Origin of the sequence: Acetobacter conturbans, from assembly GCF_011516755.1 — a bacterium.
Classification (GTDB): Bacteria; Pseudomonadota; Alphaproteobacteria; order Acetobacterales; family Acetobacteraceae; genus Acetobacter; species Acetobacter conturbans.
This window is the reverse complement of record NZ_WOSY01000007.1, coordinates 210128-230861: the sequence shown is the minus strand read 5'-3', so window position 1 is coordinate 230861 and position 20734 is coordinate 210128. Positions and strand designations below refer to the sequence as shown.

The following is a 20734-nucleotide window of genomic DNA, read 5'->3' as shown; positions in this document are numbered from 1 at the left end:
GACTGGCCGACTACAGAACCGTCGCCCATGTCCTCGCCGACGCACAGAGACTGGGCATCACAAAGCTCGGTATCGTCGGACAGGACCAGTTCATGAACGAACAGTGAGAATCACGGGCCAGGGAATCGGGTCAGGAGAGATTTTCCGACATCCTCGGTAAAACTCTCTGTGCCTAAAAGCATGGTCATCGAAAAAGGGGAGTGAGGTTCACTCCCCTTTTTCGCGTCAGAAGGCAGAAAAGAGCCTTTTGGGAAGCGCGTCTCTATCCCTGATAGGCCGTCCCAGCTCCGCGATGGCAGATTGCAACTGCACATTGAAGGGCGTTCCTGGTGTGGATTTTTATCCTGAGGTTGGACCGTGAATTTCCAAAAGATTCTAAGCACTTTATAAAGTGATCGTTTTATCTTATTCACTATTGAATTAGATAAAATAAGCTATTCTCCGGGAATGATGTCATCGGACATGCGGAGAAAGATCATGTGGTCACCTTCAGTATCGTCACCGTTCGGATCCCGGGAACCTCGTAACGGGTCTCGCGGGCAGACTGAGGGGTATGACAACGATTTCTCTCCAATAAATCGAGAACGTTCCCTGATCGACCGTCTGCGTCGGTTCGATGTGGTCATTGTGCCCGGACTGGATAATTCGGATGAACTGCACTGGCAGTCCCAATGGGAAAATTTCTGGAAACGGCAGGGAGTTTCCGTCCAGCGGGTAAAACAGGACGACTGGTCAAGACCACAGTTGTCGGAGTGGCGAAAAGAGCTTCATGCCGCAATCAGCCGATGCACTCGCCCTGTCTTGCTGGTGGCGCATAGTCTTGGCGCGTTGCTGACGGCGCATTGCGCTGATCTGCCGGTAGCTGGTGCGTTGCTGGTGGCTCCGGCGGATGTCGAGGAAACGATTTCTTCTCAGGTTTCCCGTATTTCCGGATTTACTCCGTTGCCTTCGATGCGGCTTGCATTCCCGGCAGTCATGGTAGCGAGCCAGAATGACGAATGGCTATCTTTCACGCGGGCCACTCTGCTGGCGCGTCAATGGGGTGCCTCCCTGTTTCCGGCCGGCTGGATCGGCCATATCGGAAACAGGGAAAATCTCGGCTTCTGGCCGGATGGTTTCCGGGCGCTGGATGTCCTGCTTGAGAGAATCAGGATCTGAGAGAAAACAGCGTCTTCCGGCGGTTCAGTCTGCTGTCCCGGGCGTCACGAACCGGCCTTCCAGAGCCAGTGTGGCAAGTGGATGTCGACCGGAAGGCTGCTCGCGCGCCTGAAGACTTTCCGGAAGGACACTCGCGTCTCCACGACGACCAATGATGATGGCCGCATGCAGGGCATGATCTTCTGGAAGCTCCAGTCCAGCGTGGGCAATGTCCTTGTCAAAACCGCTTATGGGGTGAGTGGCCCATCCCTCATGAGTCGCCTGCAACTGAATGAGGACACTGGCCGCTCCGGCATCGAAGGCGTGTGTCGGTGCGTCCACCGGTTCGCCGGTACTGGAGCTGAGCGTGTTTGTACGAGAAGCAATGTAGACGATGGCGGATGCGTTTTCTGCCCATGAACGGTTGAAGGGGATCAGCCAGGACAGAAAACGTTCCCAGTGGGGGGTATTGCGTCGGGCGTAAATGAAACGCCAGAGCTGGCTGTTATAGGCGGACGGAGCCCAGCGCCCGGCATCCAGAAGCCCGAGCAGTTCCGCTTCCGTGATTTCAGTGGGCGTGAAAGCTCTGGGCGACCAGCGATCGAGGATGAATGATGCAACTGAAGAGTCGGCGTCGCGGTCCGTTTGTGACGTCATGCGGTGAGATCCTTTGCCGCCCCCGGAAGGAGAAGTTCCTTCCGGGGGATGTTTCCAGAACAGAAAAAAGCTTAGCTGGCTTGTGCTCGATTGAGAGTGTAACGATTCACGGGGAAAGGAACACCGAGATTCTCGCGAAAGGTCTCATGCTCATATTCACGACGGAAAAGTCCCCGATCCTGTAGTATGGGAATCACGTGCTCCACGAAAAGTTCCAGTTGACCGGGTAGGGCTTCGAAAATATTGAATCCGTCCGCTCCTTTGGTTTCGAACCAGTTTTGCAGGGCGTCCGCCACCTGCGTAGGGGTGCCGATGAAATCACTGCGGGGCGTCGCGAGTTCCAGTGCAATCTGGCGGATGGTCAGGTTGTCAGCTCTGACGCGTTCAAGGATTCTCTGTGATGCACTCTGATTACTTTCATTGCCGATATGTTCGACATCCGGGAACGGACTATCAAGATCATATTGCCGGAAATCATGATCGTTGAAGGCGCGGGCCAGAAACCCCAGACCGGTTTCGATGGAGGTCAGGGCTGTAAGTTCCTGATAGCGTGCCTCAGCGTCTTCTTCCGTCAGGCCCACTATCGGCGCCGCGCCCGGCAGGATGAACGGAAGATCGGCATCTCTGCCCAGCTTGTGGGCGCGATTTTTGAGATCCTTATAATAGGACTGGGCTTCCTGCAGGGTATGGGGACCGCAGAATACGACCTCGGCATGCCGCGCGGCGAAGTTCTTTCCTTCTTCCGAAGCACCAGCCTGAAAGATTACCGGTTGCCCCTGTGGAGAACGGTCGATGTTCAGTGGGCCCCGTGACTGAAAATACTGCCCGGCATGGTCAAGCCGATGCAGTTTGTCAGGATTGACGAAAACACCGCTTTTCTTATCTCCGACAAGCGCATCGTCTTCCCAGCTGTCCCAAAGTCCCTGCACGACAGAGAGATGTTCCGCTGCGATGCGGTAACGCTCATCATGAGCCGGGTGTCTGGCCCTTCCATAATTGGCGGCCGTATCGGCAAGCCAGGAGGTGACGACGTTCCACCCGGCACGGCCATGACTGATATGGTCGAGTGAAGCAAACTGTCGGGCGACGTTGAAAGGCTCCGTATAACTTACGCTCACCGTGCCGACCAGGCCGATATGGTCGGTCGCTCCGGCAAGGGCAGACAGGATCGTCACTGGCTCGAACCGGTTGAGATAATGCGGGCTGGACTTTTCATTGATGGAAAGACTGTCAGCAACAAAGAGGAAATCAAATTTTCCATTTTCCGCGATTTTTGCCTGATGCCTGTAAAAAGAAAATCGTGTGCTTGCACGGACGTCGCGCTCTGGATGCCGCCAGTCATCCCACGTTCGTCCGACGCCATGTAGGATGAAGCCCAGTTTGAGCGTGCGGTTCTGTGTCATCTGATGAATGTCCTCTGTATTGCGAAGTTCACATGCATGACTGCGAGCGAAATTCCTTTGAGTGCCCGAGTTATTTTCGGGAAATGGAATTTCAGTATGTCCATGAAAGGGTGATTTATTGTAATCAGCCTTGAAGAATCTCTAGTTATGAACGGTAGAAATGACCAACTTCCGGAATAAGACAAAACCACGCAGAGCAATCATTGTGGGTAGTGAACCCGTGCGCAGTGCCTACGATGAATCACGGTTTCGATCTCGTCGGTGATGACCCGGTACCGATTATGGTTCCCGTATCGTGATCCAAAGCATGAAATCGGTGTCTGCGGTGGCAGGACGCACACCGCGTTTCAGGCTGGAGGATGTCGTGCTGCTCATAATGGTCTCCGAGATAAGAGTGTGACGTCAGTGTGAGGGCAACGTGTCCTTCTGGATAACGAGTAATTGTGAATACTGAGATATGTGAGGCAAAAGGATGAAGGCCATCCGATGATGTTTCGTTAAACCAGTCAGGACGAAAACTCGATTGTGGCGGGTTGGCATGCATGGAAAATGAAAGTCCATTTTTCTGAACGAGACCGTGTCCATCATGCATCTGGCCCTGTTCCTGACGTTGTCCGGCCTTCATTTGGGAGGGTGGCGTCACCCCACCTCCCTTGACGCGGACCCGATGGATGTCCGGGCGTATGCTGCCATGGCATGTCGGGCGGAGGAAGCCGCACTGGACATGGTGTTCATGGCCGACAAGCTGGGGATCGACGGAGTCTATGGGGGATCGATCGACGCCACGCTGGTCAGTCGTGTCGTAGGAACCCCTGAGCCGCTCACACTTCTTTCCGCGTTGTCCGTTCTGACGGACAGGATCGGTCTTGCGGGCACAATTTCGACGACCTACACGGAGCCCTATCATGTGGCGCGCATGATTGGTTCCATAAATCATTATAGTCGGGGCCGGATTGGCTGGAATGCCGTCACCTCGGTCAGTGACAGTGAAGCCCGCAATTTCGGTCGGGATCGTCACCTTGAGCATGCCGAACGCTATGAGCGTGCGGAAGAATTCATTGAAGTGGTGCAAAAACTTTGGAAAAGCTGGGATGCTCAGGCCATCGTCCGCGACAAGGTCAGCGGTCGATATGCGTTGCCTGACAGCATCGAACCGATCCAGCATGGTGGACAGCATTTTCGGGTCGAAGGACCGCTGAACCAGCCTCCTTTCCCCGACGCAAAGCCCGTTTTGATACAGGCCGGTGTTTCAGAAAGATTTTCCGATATTGCCTCACGCCATGCCGAAGTCATCTTTCCCGTGCTTCCAACAGTTGCCAGTGCCCGTGACTTTACCGCGGGTTTTCGGAATCGTGTCGCGGCAGCAGGGCGTGATCCCAATCGTGTGCGCATCTTGCCGGGTTGCGTGCCGATCATAGCGGAAACCGACACGCAGGCAGAGGCTTTGCGGGCGGAACTGGACGCACTGATTCACCCTCTTGCGGGGCTGACTTTCATGTCCGGAAGCATGAATCATGATCTGGCGGCTTATGCGCCGGATGGGCTGATGCCGGATCTGGGAGACAGGATACGCGGCAGCCGGGGGCGTTTCCTGCCTCTCGTAAAGGAGGCAAGAGCAAGGGGGCTCACGCTTGACCAGACGGCCCGGTTCTATGCGCGGGATCTGTCTTTTCCCATCTTCGTGGGAGCCCCGGCAACAGTGGCCGGGTTAATGGCGGAATGGGTGGAAACGACAGGGGTAGACGGATTCACCGTGATTCCGCCTTACGTTTCTGCCTCGGAGGATTTATTTCTCGAAGGCGTGGTACCAGAGCTTCAAAAACAAGGTGTGTTTCGCAAACGCTATGAAGGGCGCACCCTGCGCGATCATCTTGGGATCTGATGGCCAGCTTGAACCATCTTTTGAATGCGGTGAACGGAAAAAGATGAACATGAAAGAAATCATCACGGATGTTCTTATTGTGGGGGGAGGAATGGCTGCTGGCTGGGCTGCCATATCTGCCGCGAAAACGGGTGCATCTGTTGTGGTGGTCGATAAGGGGTTCATGGGTACAAGCGGTGTTACAGCGCCCGCTGGCCCCAATCACTGGTGGGTGCCGCCAGATCCTGAACGTCGGGAGGAAGCGGTCAGGAGGCGTCTGGAAACAGCTTTCGGATTGGCTGATCCGGAATGGATGAAACGGATTATCGATATAACCTGGCAATCAATTCCGGAACTGGACCCATGGTATCCGTTTTCAGGGGACGGGAAAGGAGGACTGTTCCGCTCCGGGTTGCGGGGACCTGAATACCTCAGAGCCTTGAGGCATTATGCGCAATCACTGGGTGTCACGATTCTCGATCATCATCCGGTTCTGGAGTTGCTGACGCGAACCGATGGTGCGGTCAGAGGCGCCGCTGGATATGACCGACTGGCCCGTCACCCCTGGCGTGCTCTGGCAGGGAGTGTGGTGATGGCGGCAGGAGGGTGTGCCTTTCGCTCAGGGTTGCTCGGAAGTCATTCCAACACGGGTGATGGATATCTCATGGGAATTGAGGCCGGAGCTGAACTGTCCGGAATGGAGTTCTGCGTTTCCTATTCCATTTCCCCTGCGTGGCTCAGTACCCGCACACTTCCCTATACTGGTGCGCGATATTTCAATGCATCGGGACAGCAGCTTGATATTCCGGGATGGAACAAGGCACGTGAATATCTGTGTTCTCTTGCCGATGCTTTCCGGGAAGGACCGGTTTATGCCGATCTGCATGAGGCTCCAGCTGGTCTGGCGGCCATCATTCGGGAAATTCAGCCTGCCACCGTGGCTGCTTTCGACCGTCGGGGCGTGGACATGTTTCGTGACCGCTTCGAAGTGAAACTGTTTGGGGAAGGCACGATCCGGGGGATTGGAGGCCTTCGGATTGCCGATGCCACGTGCACGACGACAGTTCCCGGCCTCTTTGCAGCCGGTGACGCCGCGACCCGGGAGCATATCGCTGGGGCGAGTAGTGGTGGTGGAGCGCAGAATGCGGCATGGGCGCTGTCATCCGGAGTGCTGGCCGGACAGGGAGCGGCTATTTCGGCCATGCGCCAGCGCGACGACAAGGTTGTATTTGCGGCGCTCAGGCCGAAGGGTAGGGTGGGCCTTCGTCCGACAGGACCGGTGCGTGCCGTGAATCAAAAATCTATTATAAAAACTGTCCAGAATGAAATGCTTGATCTTGATAAATCTATATGGCGATCGGAGAAAAAACTGACTACATCACAGGAGATTCTGGATGCGGCATGGCATGAGATAGAAAACGGTTTGCAGGGAAAAGGTCTGGACGCGGTCGCAGCACGCGAAACCGCAGCCATGGTGGCGACGGCACGCTGGTGTAATGCCGCGGCGCTTGCTCGACAGGAAAGTCGTGGCATGCATGTGCGCACTGACTATCCTGCGCAACGTCAGGAATTTGAAAGCAGACTTGTCACGACAGGGTTGGAAAAAATTATAGTGAGGTCAGAATCTTCTGTGATGACTGAGGTTTTGGCATGATGGTGGACATTCTTTCGGATCGCTGCACCGGTTGCAATGCGTGTGTCATCGCATGTCCGGATCACGTATTCGATCCGGGGGGTGCAGGTCAGCCACCGGTTATTGCGCGGCTTGAGGATTGCCAGACCTGTTTCCTTTGTGAACTTTATTGTCCACAGGATGCGTTGTATGTCGGGGTGAATGTCCCTGCGAAAATATCCGACTCCATACCTGCTGATGTTTCATTAGGACGTATTCGCCATGATTACGGCTGGGATAGCAGTGTGAAAGATCCCTTGCGTAATTTCTGGCAACTGGGGCCTTTGCTGAAAGAAGGTGTCGAGATCTCTTCCGCTCGCCATGAGCAATGGAAGCGTGAGCATCACGGTGCGAACTCGGCGGCTACATTCGGCAGTGGGATGTCAAAGGAAGGGGGTTAAAGCATTTGAAAACAGGTTCTTTAAATCAATATGTTCTGGCAGCAATTTCTGCTCGGCGAAGATTTTGGCAACCGCGTGAGCACTCGTGATGTCTGCACCAGTCCACGGTCGGATACGGTAGGGTCTGTTCTCAGCTTCCAGATCGCTGAGGATGATTTTTTCAGGGATGCGAATGACGGGTGCAAGGATATGTGCCCATCGTGGCTTATCCTGCATGGCAGTTGCGTAGGCTTTTCCAAGACGATTTATATAATCCGCGGCAGCGGCAACAAAGGCTGGATCAGAGAGGCGTGCCGGACTGGCTCCAATAAAATAATGACCGGATAAAATATTTTCGGCACTTTGAAGGACACGAGCCGTTCCGTCGGCTTCAATCATTGGAATGACATAACCGTACGTGGCCCATGCATCGAGACTTCCTGATTTGAGCGCAGTCAGGCCCTCGCTAAGACCAAGCGCAACAGGTGTTATATCGGAAAGTGTGAGGTCAGCCTGTTGTAACATGCGAATTAGAAAATACTGGGCAGTTGTGGACCGGATATAGCCGACTTTCTTGCCGCGCAGGTCTCTGATCGAGTGGGCGGGGGAGCCGACGGGGACGACGACGGCCTGATTGGAGGTTGGTCCGTCTATTGTAGCGACGACACTGATCAGTGCGCTTGCAGCTGCCGCGAAAACGAGAGGAATTTCGCTCCATGTGCCGATATCGATGGCATTGGCATTTATAGCTTGTGCAATGAGGTTTCCGGAATTGAACTCACTGAATTCCACTTTGTAAGGAAAATTATCCAGACCGGCAGCCGGTAGAAGAGTGGTATCGAATCCACGGTATGTCGCAACGCGCAGCGTGACGTTTGAGAGGTTTTCGCTGCTGTGTGCTGCTCCCGGGTGCATGAGGGTGCTCCCTGCAAACAGGGAAAGAGCGGCAAGGCCAAAATGGCGGCGGGATACGGAGAGAGTGGGCATTATAATGGTTTTCCATTCTGAAATAATAAAGTGTCTATTTCCTGTTTTGCATTATTTGTAGAAATTCGAGGAATAAAAAATCCTCGGAAAATGAATGAGATGAAGAAATATTTTCATTCGAAAGTGAAAAATAGATTTAATCAAATCAGCCATTGGCATTATTTGATGGACGAAACTGAACAGTTTCCGTGATGGTCGCGATTGAAAGACTATGAAGTCTTTCTTGTTTTTTCATGAACTTTCGAGACTGAACGAGATCATGTTTTCCCGTCCCGGCATTGTCATGTTATCTGTTGCAAGTGTGCGCTCATTCCTGTTGATGCAGACGACATGCTGTTCGGCATTGCTTCTGGCATTTGCACAGGATGCGGCTGCGGCACAGACAGAGGATCCCGTTCATGAGCAACGTGCTTCTTCTGCTTCCGTCAAGTCGGCAGCGACGAAAGATCATAAGCATACTCCACGTTCTGTGAAGGCAATATCGCAACCTGAAACTGTTACGGTTTCTGGAAAAAGTCGTACGGCACGGCGTGAGGCAGCATTACAGAAAACTCCTTCCTCGACATCCCTTCTGTCAGGTGCGCAGCTTGAGCGATTGGGAGTGCAGAACGTGCGCCAGCTTGCTCGCCTCACACCCAATCTTTTCATTCCGAACAACATGCCGGGGTATTCAGTCACTAATTACTTTATCAGAGGTATCGGCGAAATAGATCCGCAGGGGGAGCCGTCGGTTGGTACCTATATTGACGGCGTGTTTCTGACCCGCAACATGGGAACCATGCAGGAATTGCTCGATGTCGACGACATTCAGGTCGATCGTGGTCCCGTGACGTCAATTGGGCATCAATCCGAGGGTGGAGCCGTGCATATCAATACGATCGTGCCGACCAACAAGCGTCGTGTTGTGGCTCAGACAGGATATGGTACTTACAATGAATATCAGATTGGTGTGGCGGCAAGTGGGGCGTTGATTCGCGACAAGGTTTACGGGAGTATTGCCTTTGGTCGTCATTCTCGTGGCAGTATTGATCACAACTATGCTGTTGGCAAAGGCACTAACAACATTGATTATAGCCAAGCGCGCGGGAAACTCCGCTTCACTCCCAATGAGAACTGGGACATCACACTCTCATTCGATGGTACCATTGATGGCAGCACCAACCGGGGTGTGGGAAATCTTCTGAATTATTACAAATACGGAAACTATAACCCAGCCTATCCAAAAAACAATTATTCAGAGGCGGGTTTTACGGGAAATGTGCGCTATACGATTTCTCCTCATCTAACCCTGTTTTCCATCACCGGTATCCGTGGGTACGATGACAGAGGGATGTACGACAATTACGGGGATATCTATTCCCGTGGATCGCAATTTCTCTACTACAAGGACAGGATGTATTCTGAGGAAGTGCGCCTGCATGGTGATTATGGTCGGTTTGATTTTAACGTGGGAACGTATTTCCTGTATGAAAACTGGCTCACCAATCGGAATGCAAATAATACATATGGGGCTCAGACCAACGACCCCACAAAAATACTGTATATGCCCGTGAATGCGCTGATTGATCAGCAGACCCGGAACTGGGCGCTTTATGGTGAAGCTCACTATCATATTACTCCCAATCTGACATTTGCTGCCGGACTGCGCTTCAACTACGAAAACCATTCAAACTCGGAAACACTCAGTTATCTGGCTGGTGGATCGCATATTACGACCGTCGCCAACCAGCTGGCAACATTGTATTCCAGTCCACAGGGGGGCGTGGCCTGGCAGGTGTCGGAAAATAAAAGCTGGATTCAGCTTCTGCCGAAAGGATCGTTGAGCTGGCAGGCCCTTCCGCGCCTCATGGCATATGTCTCCATCTCGCAGGGTGGAAAATCGGGCGGATATGATTATCGCGCCCAGTCTCCCACGGCTCCTCAGCAGGCGGAAATCCCCTATCGCCCTGAAATCGTCACGACGTATGAAATCGGGATCAAATCAGATCCCATTCCAGGGCGTGTGCATTTCAATGGCTCACTCTTCTGGAACCAGTTCGATGACATCCAGTTGACCTCCCTTGATCCTTCCAACGGTCTCACGCATCGGTTCAACGCGGGCAAAGCGCATTCTACGGGAGCGGAAATCGAAACGACCGTAAAGATCACCAGGGATCTCGATCTTCGTTATTCGGCCTCTTATCTTTATTCCGTTCTGGACAAGTTTAAAGGCACTTACAGCCGCACCCAACTGGCGGACGGGAGCTGGTACGATAATACGCCCCGTAGTGGCGATCCGTTGCCATGGTCGCCTCGTTTCCAGACGGCCGGTTCCCTTACATACAGAATTCCTGTTCGTTTACCGGGAACATTCCGTGTGGGAGCAGACGTCTCCTATCAGACGAGAGTCTATGCATCCTCACTGATCAACCCCCAGAACCGTTTGCCCAATCAGGTGTATGTCAACGCCATGGCAAGCTGGACGAGTCCTGATGCCCGCTGGCTTGTGCAGGCAACGGCACGCAATCTTCTCGATCACCGTTATCTTCAGGGGACATCTTTCGTGCAGGGCGGCGGTGTTCCAGTTTATTACTCAGGTTCTTATGCAGACCCCCGGACCATTTTCGTCTCCGCAAAATTCACCTTGTAAAATATTTCATGCCAGCAACACAAAGGGCTTTCCGTATTGTTTGTTGTGTCGTGTGATGTTGTTGTGCAGCGTATAGCGGTGTCGTTATAAAGCAATTCTTACGTCACACATGAAGATTACTGGCGTGATTTTGTCCTCAAATCCCATGATGCTTAGCGGCTATAGCATATCAGGGTAATGGGATAATGTCGGTCGAATTCATTGGTTATGTCAGCGCGCAGGAGCAGACGGAAATTGTTGGCCCTCATGGGGCTGCCGTGGATCCCGATTATATTGCAAGCAGTGCCATTCTTCAGGAACGGGGCGGTTTCAATCGGGTTCTGGTGGCTTTCCATTCCACTTCTCCTGACAGCCAGATTGTCGCGCATCATGCTGCTTTCGCGACGACACATCTTGGTCTGTTGATTGCTCATCGTCCCGGTTTCGTGGCGCCCACGCTTGCAGCCCGTCAGTTTGCCACTCTGGACCAGCTTACGGGCGGCCGCGTCGCCATGCATGTCATCACGGGAGGCAGCGACCGTGAACTGGAAGCTGATGGGGATCACCTGACAAAAGCGGAGCGCTATGCGCGGGCGGCGGAATATATCCGTGTGGTGAGGCAGGAATGGCATGGTGAAGCACCTTTTGATCATGAAGGGCATTATTACCGAATAAAGGGTGCACATTCAGCAGTGCGCCCGGTTCATGGCTCGGGTATTCCGGTCTATTTCGGTGGTGCATCTGAAGAAGCCATTGCTGTCACAAGCAAGTATGCGGATGGTTACGCTCTGTGGGGCGAGCCGCTTCGGGAAGCTGGTGCGCTTGTGGATCGTGTGCGCTCTGCTGCCCGCGCTCACGGACGGCGGATCAGGTTTTCGATTTCCTTTCGTCCTATCATTGCAGATACGGAAGAGCATGCATGGGAGCGTGCGGCTGCCATTCAGGCTGAACTCGAGGCCCGACAGGAAAAGGAACAGGATACGACAGGCATCGGTCTTGATCGGGCGGGACGGAAACCAGTTCCTGGGGCGTTGCCGACTAACGAAGGCTCGCGCCGCCTGCAGAAAATTGCCGCCAGCGGTTCGCGGCATGACGAACGTCTGTGGACTGGTGTTACACAGGCCACTGGTGGTCGATGGAATTCCACTTCACTGGTGGGGACGGCTGACCAGGTGGCTGAAAGTCTGTTGCGTTATTACAGGCTTGGCATAGAGACTTTCCTTATTCGGGGTTTTGATCCAATCGCGGATGCCCAGATTTATGGAAATGAACTGATTCCCCGCGTGCGGGCACTGGTCGAACGTGAAGGCCGATGTGGCAAGCTGACAGCCTGACATCGCTTTCGACCAGTTTCTTTTTCTTTAGTATCCGGAGATAATTTTTATGACCCGTATCGGGCTGCGCTCCCTTCTGCTTGCCTCGCTGTCCGGTGTTTCTGTTGCTCATGCAGCGACTTCACATGACTCGACCAGCCATGCTGCTCACGCTGCAAGCCAGCAAAAGAATATTCAGAAGCCACCTGTCACTCATAAACCGGTCGTGGGTGGTTCGGAAACAATCACGATCAGAACAGCGCGTAATGCACCACGCCTTGCGCGCCATGTTCCACTGGGAGCGCTTGGGAATCGATCCGAGTTTGATACGCCTTTTTCCGTAAGTTCGGTTTCGGCTGCCAAAATCGAGGCGATGCAGGCTAGCGACATCAACGATGTCATGCGGTACGAACCCGGCGTGCAGGCGAACTCCAACGGGACGGCAACTGCATCCGGTTCCAGCGTGCGGGTTCGTGGACTCAATCTGGACTGGACCAACGGTTACAAGATCGATGGAATGGCCATTCCTTACTGGTATATTGATCTGCCCCTCGGTAATTTCGATACTATTCAGGTATTCAAGGGTGCCTCGGCTTTCATGTACGGTTTTGGGTCGCCGGGTGGCGTTCTGGATTATCGTTTGAAAGCACCGGTAGAAAACAGAAAAGTTACAGTGGAAGCTGGCTATCGTTCGGACTCGGTTTTCCGACAGATGCTTGATGTCGGTGGTTCTCTGGATGATGCTCATCGCATCCAGACACGCCTCACCTTCGCAAGCGAGGTCGGCAATCAATACAACGGCAGTTTCCTGAGAAATCTTTCGACCTCGTTTACGACCAACGTGCGTATCACCGATACCTTGCATTGGCATTTCAATAGTTTTTACATGAATACCTTACAGAAAGGTATGGTGAATACGATTGCTTCTGCAAATGGTGTGGGTGCTGTCCATACCATTAGCGGACGGTCGGAATTCGGAGCGAAGGACTCCTGGAAAACGAACGATATGAAAAGGTTCAGTACAGGATTTGACTGGGAGTTCGCCAGCAACTGGTCTGCAAGCTTGACATATGGCTATACGCATCTCGATGAGCAGTTTCCTTCCAATCAGATTACCTTTACCAATCCTGACGGTGAGTATTACAATCAGGCATTCGAGCAGAAGCGTGTTCTGACCTATCATCAGGTTGATGCCATCACACAGGGACACTTCATCACGGGGCCAATCCACCATGATGTGATTGTTGGTATCACATGGCTTCGGCAGATGTTTGATGCAGATGCCAATTCTGGGGCAGTCGGACCGATCGAATATGGAAATATCCATGACGGTCGACCAATTATTACGAATGCAACAGACTTTAATCCCAAGATGTATCGCTATATCGACTATCAGCAGGTAGCGCCCTTCTGGAGTGATACATTCACATATGGAAAATGGTCTTTGATGGCGGGAGCCCGTTACACGGATTACATGGAAAACGATTACTCGAAAACCGGTGCCAGAACGGCAGCCCACCGGAACAATCCGGTCACACCTGTCGTATCGTTGAGCTACAAGATCACGCCGGAAATCAATGCCTATTTCAGCTGGGTGCAGGCCATGCAGGCTGGTGGCCAGGGCGGTTCATCCAACGTGAATTACATGCAGGTGTTTGGCCCGATCCGCAGTTCTCAGTATGAGTTGGGCGTCAAGGTGCAGCGTAAGACTTTCAGTGGCAGCATCGCTGTGTTTCGTATGGATACCGGCGCCGCCTATACGAATGCACAGAATTATTATGTGCAGGATGGAACGTCCCGTTATCAGGGCGTGGAAGCATCGGCTTCATGGCTGCTCACCAGAGATCTGAACCTGAATGGCAGTCTGGCCTATCTGGATGCCCGCTATGTGAAAGCGGCGGTTGGATATGAAGGCCACAAGCTGGAAGCCGTCGCACCTTTTCAGGCAGCGCTGAATACGGATTATCGGATACGCCCGATCAAGGGACTCAGTGTCAATGCAGGTTTCAATTTCGTTTCACGCAGCTGGTTTGATGCTGCCAACACGATCCACCTGCCTTCCTACATTGTGGGGAACGTCGGTGCTTCCTACGCGATGAATGTTGGAGGACACCCGATGGTCTTCCGGGCAGCTGTCGAGAATATCGGTAATGTTCGGTACTGGCTGAGTCGTGGAAACCGGAATCTTTTCCCCGGCGCACCGCGGACCGTGACTCTGAGTGCTCGGTTCGATCTGTAGAAGAAGTAAGTAGGGATTGTCGAATAAAGCCCATCCATTAGAGAGATGGGTTCTGTTATTGTGCCTAAAAAATCGTGATAAAATGGGAATCTTCTCCGATTCATTCTTTGCAGGCGCAAGGGATCAGAGCGAACGAAATCCGGTCGTTTGTCGCAAAACCAAAACTCCGTTTTTCTGGTTATGACACCATAAAAAAAGGAAGCCGAAACGAGGCTTCCTTTTTATTTATCTCAATGGCAGCAGTATCTTTATTCGAGCACATTAAAACCGTGAGTGCCATCGCGTTCGAGTTGCGCGACAAGACCAAACTCCCAGTCGAGGTAGGCCTGCATGGCTGCATGGCCGTTATCGGTGCCTTCATAAGGACGTTTGTAGACATCGATCGGCTGGGAAAGGCTGTTTTCGTGCGTTAATCCCCTTTCAAGAGGATGACCGGCAGCCTGCCAGTTCTGTGTTCCACCCTCAAGCACGCGCACTTTTTGTCCAGAGGATGCGAGACGCGCTGCGGTAAAACGGGCACTTACGCCATCAGGCGATGTCAGGACGATTTCAGCAGCATCGCGGATACGAGAGACTGACGAGAGGTCCGTGGGGATAATAAAAAATGACCCCGGAATGTGGCTTTTCCGGAATGCGGGGCTGGCGGCGACATCCAGAAGCAGAGGCGGCGATCCCGATGCCAGTGATGTCGCCAGCGCATCAACCGTGATGATCTCCGTTTGCGGAAGGGGAGTAGCCAGCACACGCGGTTCCGATCCGCTCTCATGTTCCAGACCACTCCAGTCATCCAGAACATACACCTCTTTCCAGCCAAGCTGTCGCAGCCAGTGAGCTGTCATCCGTGCGCGGACGCCATCCGTATCGGTCAGGACAATGGTGCCGTGCCGGACGCCGACCCATTCGTCGGTCGCCTGCACAAGCTGGCCGCCGGGAGCTGAGCGGAAGCCACGCAGATGGGTAGCAGCATATTCTTCGGGGGAGCGGACATCCAGACGATAGAGCGTGCGCTGGTCGTCATGTGCCAGGGTTTCCAGTTCGGCGGGCGTGATGAGGCGCACGCCTGCGCGCTCCGCCAATTCCTCTGCTGTGGATCGGGCGGCGAGCCGATTGTCTTCTGACGGTTCCGGCGCATTGCGGGTTGCATGATGATCCAGCTCGAAGCCGGCAAGTGTCCAGCCGATTGTACCGTTTCGCAACGCGAAGACGGGGTTGGGGATTTTGGCATTGACTAGAGACTGCGTGCCGATGATTGATCGGGTGCGGCCGGCACAGTTGACGATCACGGTGGTGTTGACAGACGGAGCGATATCTCTGACCCGGAGCGCCAGTTCCGAGCCGGGTACCGACTGGGCACCCGGAATGGACATGACATTATATTCTATGAAGCGGCGCGCATCGAGGATCACCAAGTCATCTCCGCGCGCGATGCGTTCATGCACCTCTTCAGCCGGAAGGGAGGGCGTGTGCCGTACATGTTCGACCAGTTCGCCGAAGGCCTTGGACGGCACGTTGACGTCGATGAACAGTTCGCCACCCGAGGCTTTCCATCCCTCAAGACCGCCTGCAAGGAGGGTAACCTGTGTGTAGCCAAGTTGCCGGAGAAGAATCGCGGCCGGATGTGCACGCCCTTCTCCATTATCATAGATCACGACAGGAACGGTTTTGCGCGGGAGTAGCGCGCCGATGCGTTCTTCGATTCTGCCCAGCGGCAGATTGACTGCGAAAAGAGGATGCCCGCTCGCAAATGGGTCTTCCTCCCTTACATCGAGAAGGGCAATTTCGGCGCCCCTGCGCAGGGATTTCCGGACCTGTTCAGGCAGCGTTTCGGTAATCTGCACGGAAGTGGCAGGAGAGATCGCGTTCATGCGGCTTTTCTTTCACGGGAGCGGTCCCAGAGATTAGGGGTTTCCTCACTTGAATAACCGGAGATGAACGTCTTTTCCTCGCCGGTTTCAGGGTCGTAGGTTGCGCGGGAGACGCCGCCGATATTGTCGCCATAGACATGGATGGAAATGGAGACTTCATCGGTGAGTGCGTTCGCGACCAGATGGTAATCGTTCACGCCCGGTGTGAGGGATGCGACCTCTCCCGGTTCCAGAAAGGATTTTTCCGTGGCTCGAAAACGACCGTCTCCATCACGTTCGAACTGAGTCTCGCTCTCACGGCCACGCAACATCCCGATCAGGCCCCAGACACGATGATCATGCAGGGGGGTTTTCTGGCCCGGACCCCACACGAAACTTACGACCGAAAAGCGTTCCAGCGGATCGCAATGCAGAAGATACTGGCTGTAGCGTTCTGGATTGGGGCGAGCGAATTCATCGGGCAGCCAGTTATCGCGAGAAACGAGGGTGCGCAGCAGATCGGCGCCTTTTACCTGAAGGGTCTGAGGATCGAGACCTTCATCGTAGAGTTTCGTAAGACCGACGACAAAGTCGCGAAGTGGGGAAATCTGGGTCATGGGAACTGTTCCGGAGCAGGAGTGTGTCATATGTCAGTCGAGAAGGTCGGGTTCCTGCGCGACGATCCAGTCCCAGAGGGGCTGGAACGAGAAATATCCACCGAGATCCGTTCCCACCTGAGCGGCTGTCTTGCGGGCGATATCGGCGGCGATGGGTTTCACGGGACCTGCGGCCTGTGCAAGAAGCTGTGCGTGAGCGGCATTATCCATCGTAATGAACCACCATGCGGCCGCTTCCACGGAATCGCCCACAGTCAGCAGGCCGTGATTCTGCAGGATCACGGCTTTGCGTGAGCCGAGCGTTTCGGCCAACCGTTCTCCTTCGCTGTCATCGAGCACCACACCGGAAAACGGATCAAAAACAGCATGGTCTTCGTAAAAAGCGCAGGAATCCTGAGTGAGAGGAAGAAGTTCTGTTCCGAGCGCGGAGAACGCCTTGCCATAGGTGGAATGCGTGTGTGCTGCGGCGATCACATCCGGACGTGTCTTGTGAAGCGCGGAATGGATTGTGAAACCCGCTGTGTTTATCGGTCTGTTGCCGATCAGGATCGCACCATCATGGTCGACCAGTTGCAGGTCGGATGTACGGATCTGTGAAAAATGGACGCCGAGCGGATTGATCCAGTAACGATCGGGAAATTCCGGATCGCGTGCGGTCACATGACCTGCCAGTCCCTGATCGAAGCCATAACGACCGAACAGCCGGAACGTGGCGGCAAGACGCTGCTTGCGATGCAGACGTTCCTCTTCATGGGATGCCGCAGGAGCGCGGGGTACCAGACGGCGCACACGCGCCTGTGTTTCGACAGGAGAAATGACGTTCATCGCACTGATCCTTTCTTCACACGGTCAGTAGCCGCGTGTGGGGTCTATGGTGTCCAGAAGCGGCTCGCCACGCAGATAGCGGTCCAGATTGATGCTGATGCGACGGGCAAGATTTTCACGCACATGGGGGCCGGCCCAGCTTATGTGAGGTGTCAGTCTTACGCGCGGGTGGGTGTAGAATGGATGGTCGGCGGGCAACGGCTCGGGCGTCGTCACGTCCAGTGTGGCGAAGGCAGGGCGGCCTGCGTCGAGCGCATGCAGGAGAGCATCCTGACCGATCAGGGCACCACGGGCGATGTTGACGAGATGCAGACCCGGTTTGGCCTGTTGCAGGATTTCCCTGTCGACGATGCCCCGGGTTTCCTGTGTCAGAGGCATGGCGAGAACGAGATGGTCCGCCTGCCGGAAGAGGTCCGTCAACGACTGCACAGGTTCGATTTCGCCGGACGTAGCCGTGAGAGGGCTCCGACGCAGCACCTGCACACGCATTCCGAAAGCACGGGCACGGACAGCGATGGCCTGCCCAATCGCGCCATATCCGGCCAGTCCGAGCGTCCGTCCATGCAGCGTGCCGGTTTCGGGCCGCTTACGGAGTGCCTGTGCCGCCGCTTCCCATTCCCGGGGAGATGTGGGTCGCAGGCGGTCGATATCGCGTTCGTAATCCAGGAGTGCCGATAGGACGAATTCGGCAATGGGTGTGGCGGCGTCTCCCCGCCCACATGTCACGTGCCGACCGCTGAGCACCCAGTCAGGAAAACTGTCAATGCCAGCAGATGCGATCTGCACCCATCGTGGTCCATCTTTCCAGTCCGTTGGAGGAGTGGAAGGCGCCTTCGCCCATGCACGGGAGGGGCCGGTCAGCAGGATGTCCGCGCCTCCCGTTTTCCACGGTTCCGCCGCGTCGCGGTCTCCGGAAATGACGTCGATGCGGTCAGCATAGTCGCCAAGAACGGTGGTCATGCTTCCACCGATCTGATTCAGGATAACCGGGCGTCTGGCGAACTCCAGCATGGGATATCAGGCCGCGTGACTGGCCGACCGCGCATCCTCGGCGGCCACCAGTTCCCGGACGCGGGGAATCAGGTCACGTCCATATTCATAGGCATCCAGGATCGGATCAAAACCGCGGATCAGGAAGGTGGAGATGCCGAGGCGGTAGTAGTCGATCAGGGCTTCGGCGACCTGATCAGGGGTGCCGACCAGTGAGGTGGAGTTGCCCCGCGCGCCTGTGAGGGCCGCGATACCTGTCCACAGGCGCTTGTCGAGACGGCCACCCTGGGAGGCAGCTTCGAGCAGGCGTCGTGAGCCTTCGTTTGGAATCACTGTGGGCCGGGTGAAGCCGGTTTTATCCTGAAGATCCCGTGCTTTTTCAAGGATACGGTCGGCGCGTGCCCACGCGGCTTCTTCCGTTTCCGCAAGCACGGGGCGGAGGGACAGTGAAAAGCGAGGCGTGCGACCGTGACGGGCCGCCGCAGCGCGAACACGGGAGACGGTCTCGGCAACCTGTTCGTATGTTTCACCCCACAGCGCATAAACGTCGGCGTGTTTGCCTGCGACGTCGATGGCTTCAGCGGAGGAGCCGCCGAAATAGACGGGGATGCCGCTGTCACGATAGGGACGGACGAGGGAGTTTGCTCCTCTCACATCGTAGAATTCGCCCTTGTAGTCGAAAGGGGTGGTGGCGCTCCATTCCTGCTTCACAATGTCGAGATATTCACTCGTGCGGGCATAGCGCTGGGCCTTGGTCGTGTGATCGCCGTCCGCCTGAAGTTCTAAATCACTACCGCCAGTGATGATATGAACGGCGACGCGACCTTTCGTGAGGTGATCAAGCGTCGCGAGCTGCCGCGCGACGATGGTCGGTGCATTGAACCCCGGGCGATGGGCGATCAGCAGTCCCAGATCACGCGCTACGGATGAGGCGTGCTGCGCGATGAGGATGCTTTCGGGTGAATTTGAGTGAAAGGCGACGAGAACGCGGTCGAATCCACCATTTTCGTGAATTTTCGCTGCTGTCTCGATATGCTTGGCATTCACGGTTGGGCCGGACGGGGGAATGATCTCGGACTGGTTGCGGCTTCCGATATAGCCGATGAATTCCACGGGCATGTCGACTCCTAATTTCACTATACAAAATAGTTTATAACAAAATTAACGCTTGAAAAATGAATTAAAGCAAGCAAGGAATGCTCAATACGCACTTCACATTCGTTAATATGACCCCCGAAGAGTCGCGGGGCGGAGTTTCTGTCATGTCCCAGTCCGGTCATTCGCTGCCTCAGCGCATGGCACGCAATGTGCCCACGGAGTTGCTCCGTTCGTTCGTGGCGATCGTGGAGGCCGGTTCCATGGCTCAGGCCACGGAAACCATTTTTCTGACCCAGTCCGCGCTCAGCCTTCAGATGAAGCGGCTGGAAGACGTGCTGCAGCAGAAGCTTTTCAAGCGCGATGGCCGCAAGCTGATCCTCACCCCCATAGGAGAGGAACTGGTCAGTTACGCCCGGCAGCTTCTGGCGCTCAACGACCGCATCATGAGCACGCTCGGGGAGGATGCGGAGCCGGACCCCATCACGGTGGGGATGGTGCAGGATTTTGCCGACACGCTGCTGCCGGATGTGCTCGGCCAGTTCCGTCTCGCCCATCCGCGTTCGCGGCTCGTGGTGCGCGTGGGTGGCTCAGCCGAACTGCTGGACATGTTCGACCGGTCGCGGCTCGATCTGGTGCTCTGCCTCGGTCAGCATGGAGACCGCTCCGGCGCCACATGGAAGGTGGTGGGTCATGACCGGATGACATGGATCGGGGACCCTCAGATTGCGGAGCGTTCGGAAGTTCCGCTTGTTCTTCTTGAGCCACCCTGCCGTTTTCGTGATGCGGCGCTCCGGGCGCTGACGCAGGAACGTCGTGATTACCGACTGGTTCTGGAAACGCCGAACCTGCCGGCTCTGCGGGCGGGGGTGCGGGGCGGCCTTGGTGTCAGTTGCCGCACCCGGCGCTTCGCCACGGCAGAGGGTCTGCCCACCATCACGGGCGATGCGCTGCCTGCCGTGCCGGAGATCGAAACCATTCTGGTGCGCCGCAATCATCTCGCGGATGCGGCGAACGAGCTTGGTGACCTTCTGGCCGCAGCGGCGGGAGGTTGAGTGTTGCTCAACCGATTGATGACAAGAACTTCTTATGAGTTCAGCGGGATT

Annotated in this window: 16 protein-coding genes and 1 pseudogene; 9 read left to right on the top strand and 8 right to left on the bottom strand. The window is 54.9% G+C overall.

Going from position 1 to position 20734, the window contains the following annotated elements:
- Positions 1-107: pseudogene (locus tag GOB81_RS17695) on the top strand (biopolymer transporter ExbD); the annotation flags it as partial.
- A gap of 370 nt (positions 108-477) precedes the next feature.
- Positions 478-1158, top strand: coding sequence for an RBBP9/YdeN family alpha/beta hydrolase (locus GOB81_RS09440; RefSeq protein WP_173570156.1), 681 nt, complete (start codon positions 478-480; stop codon positions 1156-1158).
- A gap of 24 nt (positions 1159-1182) precedes the next feature.
- Here GOB81_RS09440 and GOB81_RS09435 read toward each other — a convergent pair whose 3' ends face one another.
- Complete coding sequence (locus tag GOB81_RS09435; RefSeq protein WP_173570155.1) at positions 1183-1794, bottom strand: nitroreductase family protein; 612 nt, start codon at positions 1792-1794, stop codon at positions 1183-1185.
- Positions 1795-1865: 71 nt separating this feature from the next.
- A complete protein-coding gene (locus tag GOB81_RS09430) occupies positions 1866-3197 on the bottom strand; it encodes an LLM class flavin-dependent oxidoreductase (protein WP_173570154.1) in 1332 nt (443 codons plus the stop codon).
- 586 nt (positions 3198-3783) lie between these two features.
- Here GOB81_RS09430 and GOB81_RS09425 point away from each other — a divergent pair.
- The 3 genes from GOB81_RS09425 to GOB81_RS09415 are packed head-to-tail and all read left to right on the top strand — an operon-like array spanning position 3784 to position 7131.
- A complete protein-coding gene (locus GOB81_RS09425) occupies positions 3784-5079 on the top strand; it encodes an NtaA/DmoA family FMN-dependent monooxygenase (RefSeq protein ID WP_173570179.1) in 1296 nt (431 codons plus the stop codon).
- A 49-nt stretch (positions 5080-5128) separates the two neighbouring features.
- Positions 5129-6712 carry an FAD-dependent oxidoreductase gene (locus GOB81_RS09420; RefSeq protein ID WP_173570153.1) on the top strand — a complete coding sequence of 528 codons (1584 nt, stop codon included), beginning with the start codon at positions 5129-5131 and terminating at the stop codon, positions 6710-6712.
- Positions 6709-7131, top strand: coding sequence for a 4Fe-4S dicluster domain-containing protein (locus GOB81_RS09415; protein WP_173570152.1), 423 nt, complete (start codon positions 6709-6711; stop codon positions 7129-7131). Before GOB81_RS09420 ends, GOB81_RS09415 begins: the two co-directional genes overlap by 4 nt.
- On the opposite strand, the gene GOB81_RS09410 is transcribed toward GOB81_RS09415, so the two are convergent.
- Positions 7114-8097 carry an ABC transporter substrate-binding protein gene (locus GOB81_RS09410; protein WP_173570151.1) on the bottom strand — a complete coding sequence of 328 codons (984 nt, stop codon included), beginning with the start codon at positions 8095-8097 and terminating at the stop codon, positions 7114-7116. The two genes, GOB81_RS09415 and GOB81_RS09410, sit on opposite strands and share 18 nt — an antisense overlap.
- Positions 8098-8308: 211 nt before the next feature.
- Here GOB81_RS09410 and GOB81_RS09405 point away from each other — a divergent pair, with 211 nt between their 5' ends.
- The 3 genes from GOB81_RS09405 to GOB81_RS09395 all read left to right on the top strand — a co-directional run bounded on the left by GOB81_RS09405 (position 8309) and on the right by GOB81_RS09395 (position 14257).
- Positions 8309-10726 carry a TonB-dependent receptor gene (locus GOB81_RS09405; RefSeq protein ID WP_338421344.1) on the top strand — a complete coding sequence of 806 codons (2418 nt, stop codon included), beginning with the start codon at positions 8309-8311 and terminating at the stop codon, positions 10724-10726.
- Between the two features lie 185 nt (positions 10727-10911).
- Positions 10912-12039 carry an LLM class flavin-dependent oxidoreductase gene (locus GOB81_RS09400; RefSeq protein ID WP_173570149.1) on the top strand — a complete coding sequence of 376 codons (1128 nt, stop codon included), beginning with the start codon at positions 10912-10914 and terminating at the stop codon, positions 12037-12039.
- Between the two features lie 49 nt (positions 12040-12088).
- On the top strand, positions 12089-14257 hold the full coding sequence (locus GOB81_RS09395; RefSeq protein WP_173570148.1) for a TonB-dependent siderophore receptor: 2169 nt from the start codon (positions 12089-12091) through the stop codon (positions 14255-14257).
- A gap of 248 nt (positions 14258-14505) precedes the next feature.
- On the opposite strand, the gene GOB81_RS09390 is transcribed toward GOB81_RS09395, so the two are convergent.
- Genes GOB81_RS09390 through GOB81_RS09370 form a run of 5 tightly spaced genes read right to left on the bottom strand, consistent with a single transcriptional unit; the run spans position 14506 to position 19652 of the window.
- Entirely contained in the window at positions 14506-16122 is a 1617-nt protein-coding gene (locus GOB81_RS09390; protein ID WP_173570147.1) for a rhodanese-like domain-containing protein, read from the bottom strand.
- The gene (locus tag GOB81_RS09385; RefSeq protein WP_173570146.1) at positions 16119-16718 is read right to left on the bottom strand and encodes a cysteine dioxygenase family protein; all 600 of its coding nucleotides are present in this window, start codon (positions 16716-16718) and stop codon (positions 16119-16121) included. The genes GOB81_RS09390 and GOB81_RS09385 overlap by 4 nt, the downstream gene beginning before the upstream one ends.
- Before the next feature lie 33 nt (positions 16719-16751).
- Positions 16752-17543, bottom strand: a complete 792-nt coding sequence (locus tag GOB81_RS09380; RefSeq protein ID WP_173570145.1) for a class II aldolase/adducin family protein — start codon at positions 17541-17543, stop codon at positions 16752-16754.
- Between the two features lie 24 nt (positions 17544-17567).
- Complete coding sequence (locus GOB81_RS09375; RefSeq protein WP_173570144.1) at positions 17568-18554, bottom strand: NAD(P)-dependent oxidoreductase; 987 nt, start codon at positions 18552-18554, stop codon at positions 17568-17570.
- Positions 18555-18560: 6 nt separating this feature from the next.
- Entirely contained in the window at positions 18561-19652 is a 1092-nt protein-coding gene (locus GOB81_RS09370) for an LLM class flavin-dependent oxidoreductase (protein WP_173570143.1), read from the bottom strand.
- Between the two features lie 143 nt (positions 19653-19795).
- On the opposite strand from GOB81_RS09370, the gene GOB81_RS09365 reads away from it, so the two are divergent.
- A complete protein-coding gene (locus GOB81_RS09365) occupies positions 19796-20683 on the top strand; it encodes a LysR substrate-binding domain-containing protein (protein ID WP_173570142.1) in 888 nt (295 codons plus the stop codon).
- Positions 20684-20734 lie beyond the last annotated feature (51 nt).

What these genes read in the sequence shown, in the direction of transcription:
- GOB81_RS09440 (WP_173570156.1), top strand. Translation starts at nt 478, where the DNA reads ATGTGGTCACCTTCAGTATCGTCACCGTTCGGATCCCGGGAACCTCGT.
- GOB81_RS09435 (WP_173570155.1), bottom strand. Translation starts at nt 1,794, where the DNA reads ATGACGTCACAAACGGACCGCGACGCCGACTCTTCAGTTGCATCATTC.
- GOB81_RS09430 (WP_173570154.1), bottom strand. Translation starts at nt 3,197, where the DNA reads ATGACACAGAACCGCACGCTCAAACTGGGCTTCATCCTACATGGCGTC.
- GOB81_RS09425 (WP_173570179.1), top strand. Translation starts at nt 3,784, where the DNA reads ATGCATCTGGCCCTGTTCCTGACGTTGTCCGGCCTTCATTTGGGAGGG.
- GOB81_RS09420 (WP_173570153.1), top strand. Translation starts at nt 5,129, where the DNA reads ATGAAAGAAATCATCACGGATGTTCTTATTGTGGGGGGAGGAATGGCT.
- GOB81_RS09415 (WP_173570152.1), top strand. Translation starts at nt 6,709, where the DNA reads ATGATGGTGGACATTCTTTCGGATCGCTGCACCGGTTGCAATGCGTGT.
- GOB81_RS09410 (WP_173570151.1), bottom strand. Translation starts at nt 8,097, where the DNA reads ATGCCCACTCTCTCCGTATCCCGCCGCCATTTTGGCCTTGCCGCTCTT.
- GOB81_RS09405 (WP_338421344.1), top strand. Translation starts at nt 8,309, where the DNA reads ATGAAGTCTTTCTTGTTTTTTCATGAACTTTCGAGACTGAACGAGATC.
- GOB81_RS09400 (WP_173570149.1), top strand. Translation starts at nt 10,912, where the DNA reads ATGTCGGTCGAATTCATTGGTTATGTCAGCGCGCAGGAGCAGACGGAA.
- GOB81_RS09395 (WP_173570148.1), top strand. Translation starts at nt 12,089, where the DNA reads ATGACCCGTATCGGGCTGCGCTCCCTTCTGCTTGCCTCGCTGTCCGGT.
- GOB81_RS09390 (WP_173570147.1), bottom strand. Translation starts at nt 16,122, where the DNA reads ATGAACGCGATCTCTCCTGCCACTTCCGTGCAGATTACCGAAACGCTG.
- GOB81_RS09385 (WP_173570146.1), bottom strand. Translation starts at nt 16,718, where the DNA reads ATGACCCAGATTTCCCCACTTCGCGACTTTGTCGTCGGTCTTACGAAA.
- GOB81_RS09380 (WP_173570145.1), bottom strand. Translation starts at nt 17,543, where the DNA reads ATGAACGTCATTTCTCCTGTCGAAACACAGGCGCGTGTGCGCCGTCTG.
- GOB81_RS09375 (WP_173570144.1), bottom strand. Translation starts at nt 18,554, where the DNA reads ATGCTGGAGTTCGCCAGACGCCCGGTTATCCTGAATCAGATCGGTGGA.
- GOB81_RS09370 (WP_173570143.1), bottom strand. Translation starts at nt 19,652, where the DNA reads ATGCCCGTGGAATTCATCGGCTATATCGGAAGCCGCAACCAGTCCGAG.
- GOB81_RS09365 (WP_173570142.1), top strand. Translation starts at nt 19,796, where the DNA reads ATGTCCCAGTCCGGTCATTCGCTGCCTCAGCGCATGGCACGCAATGTG.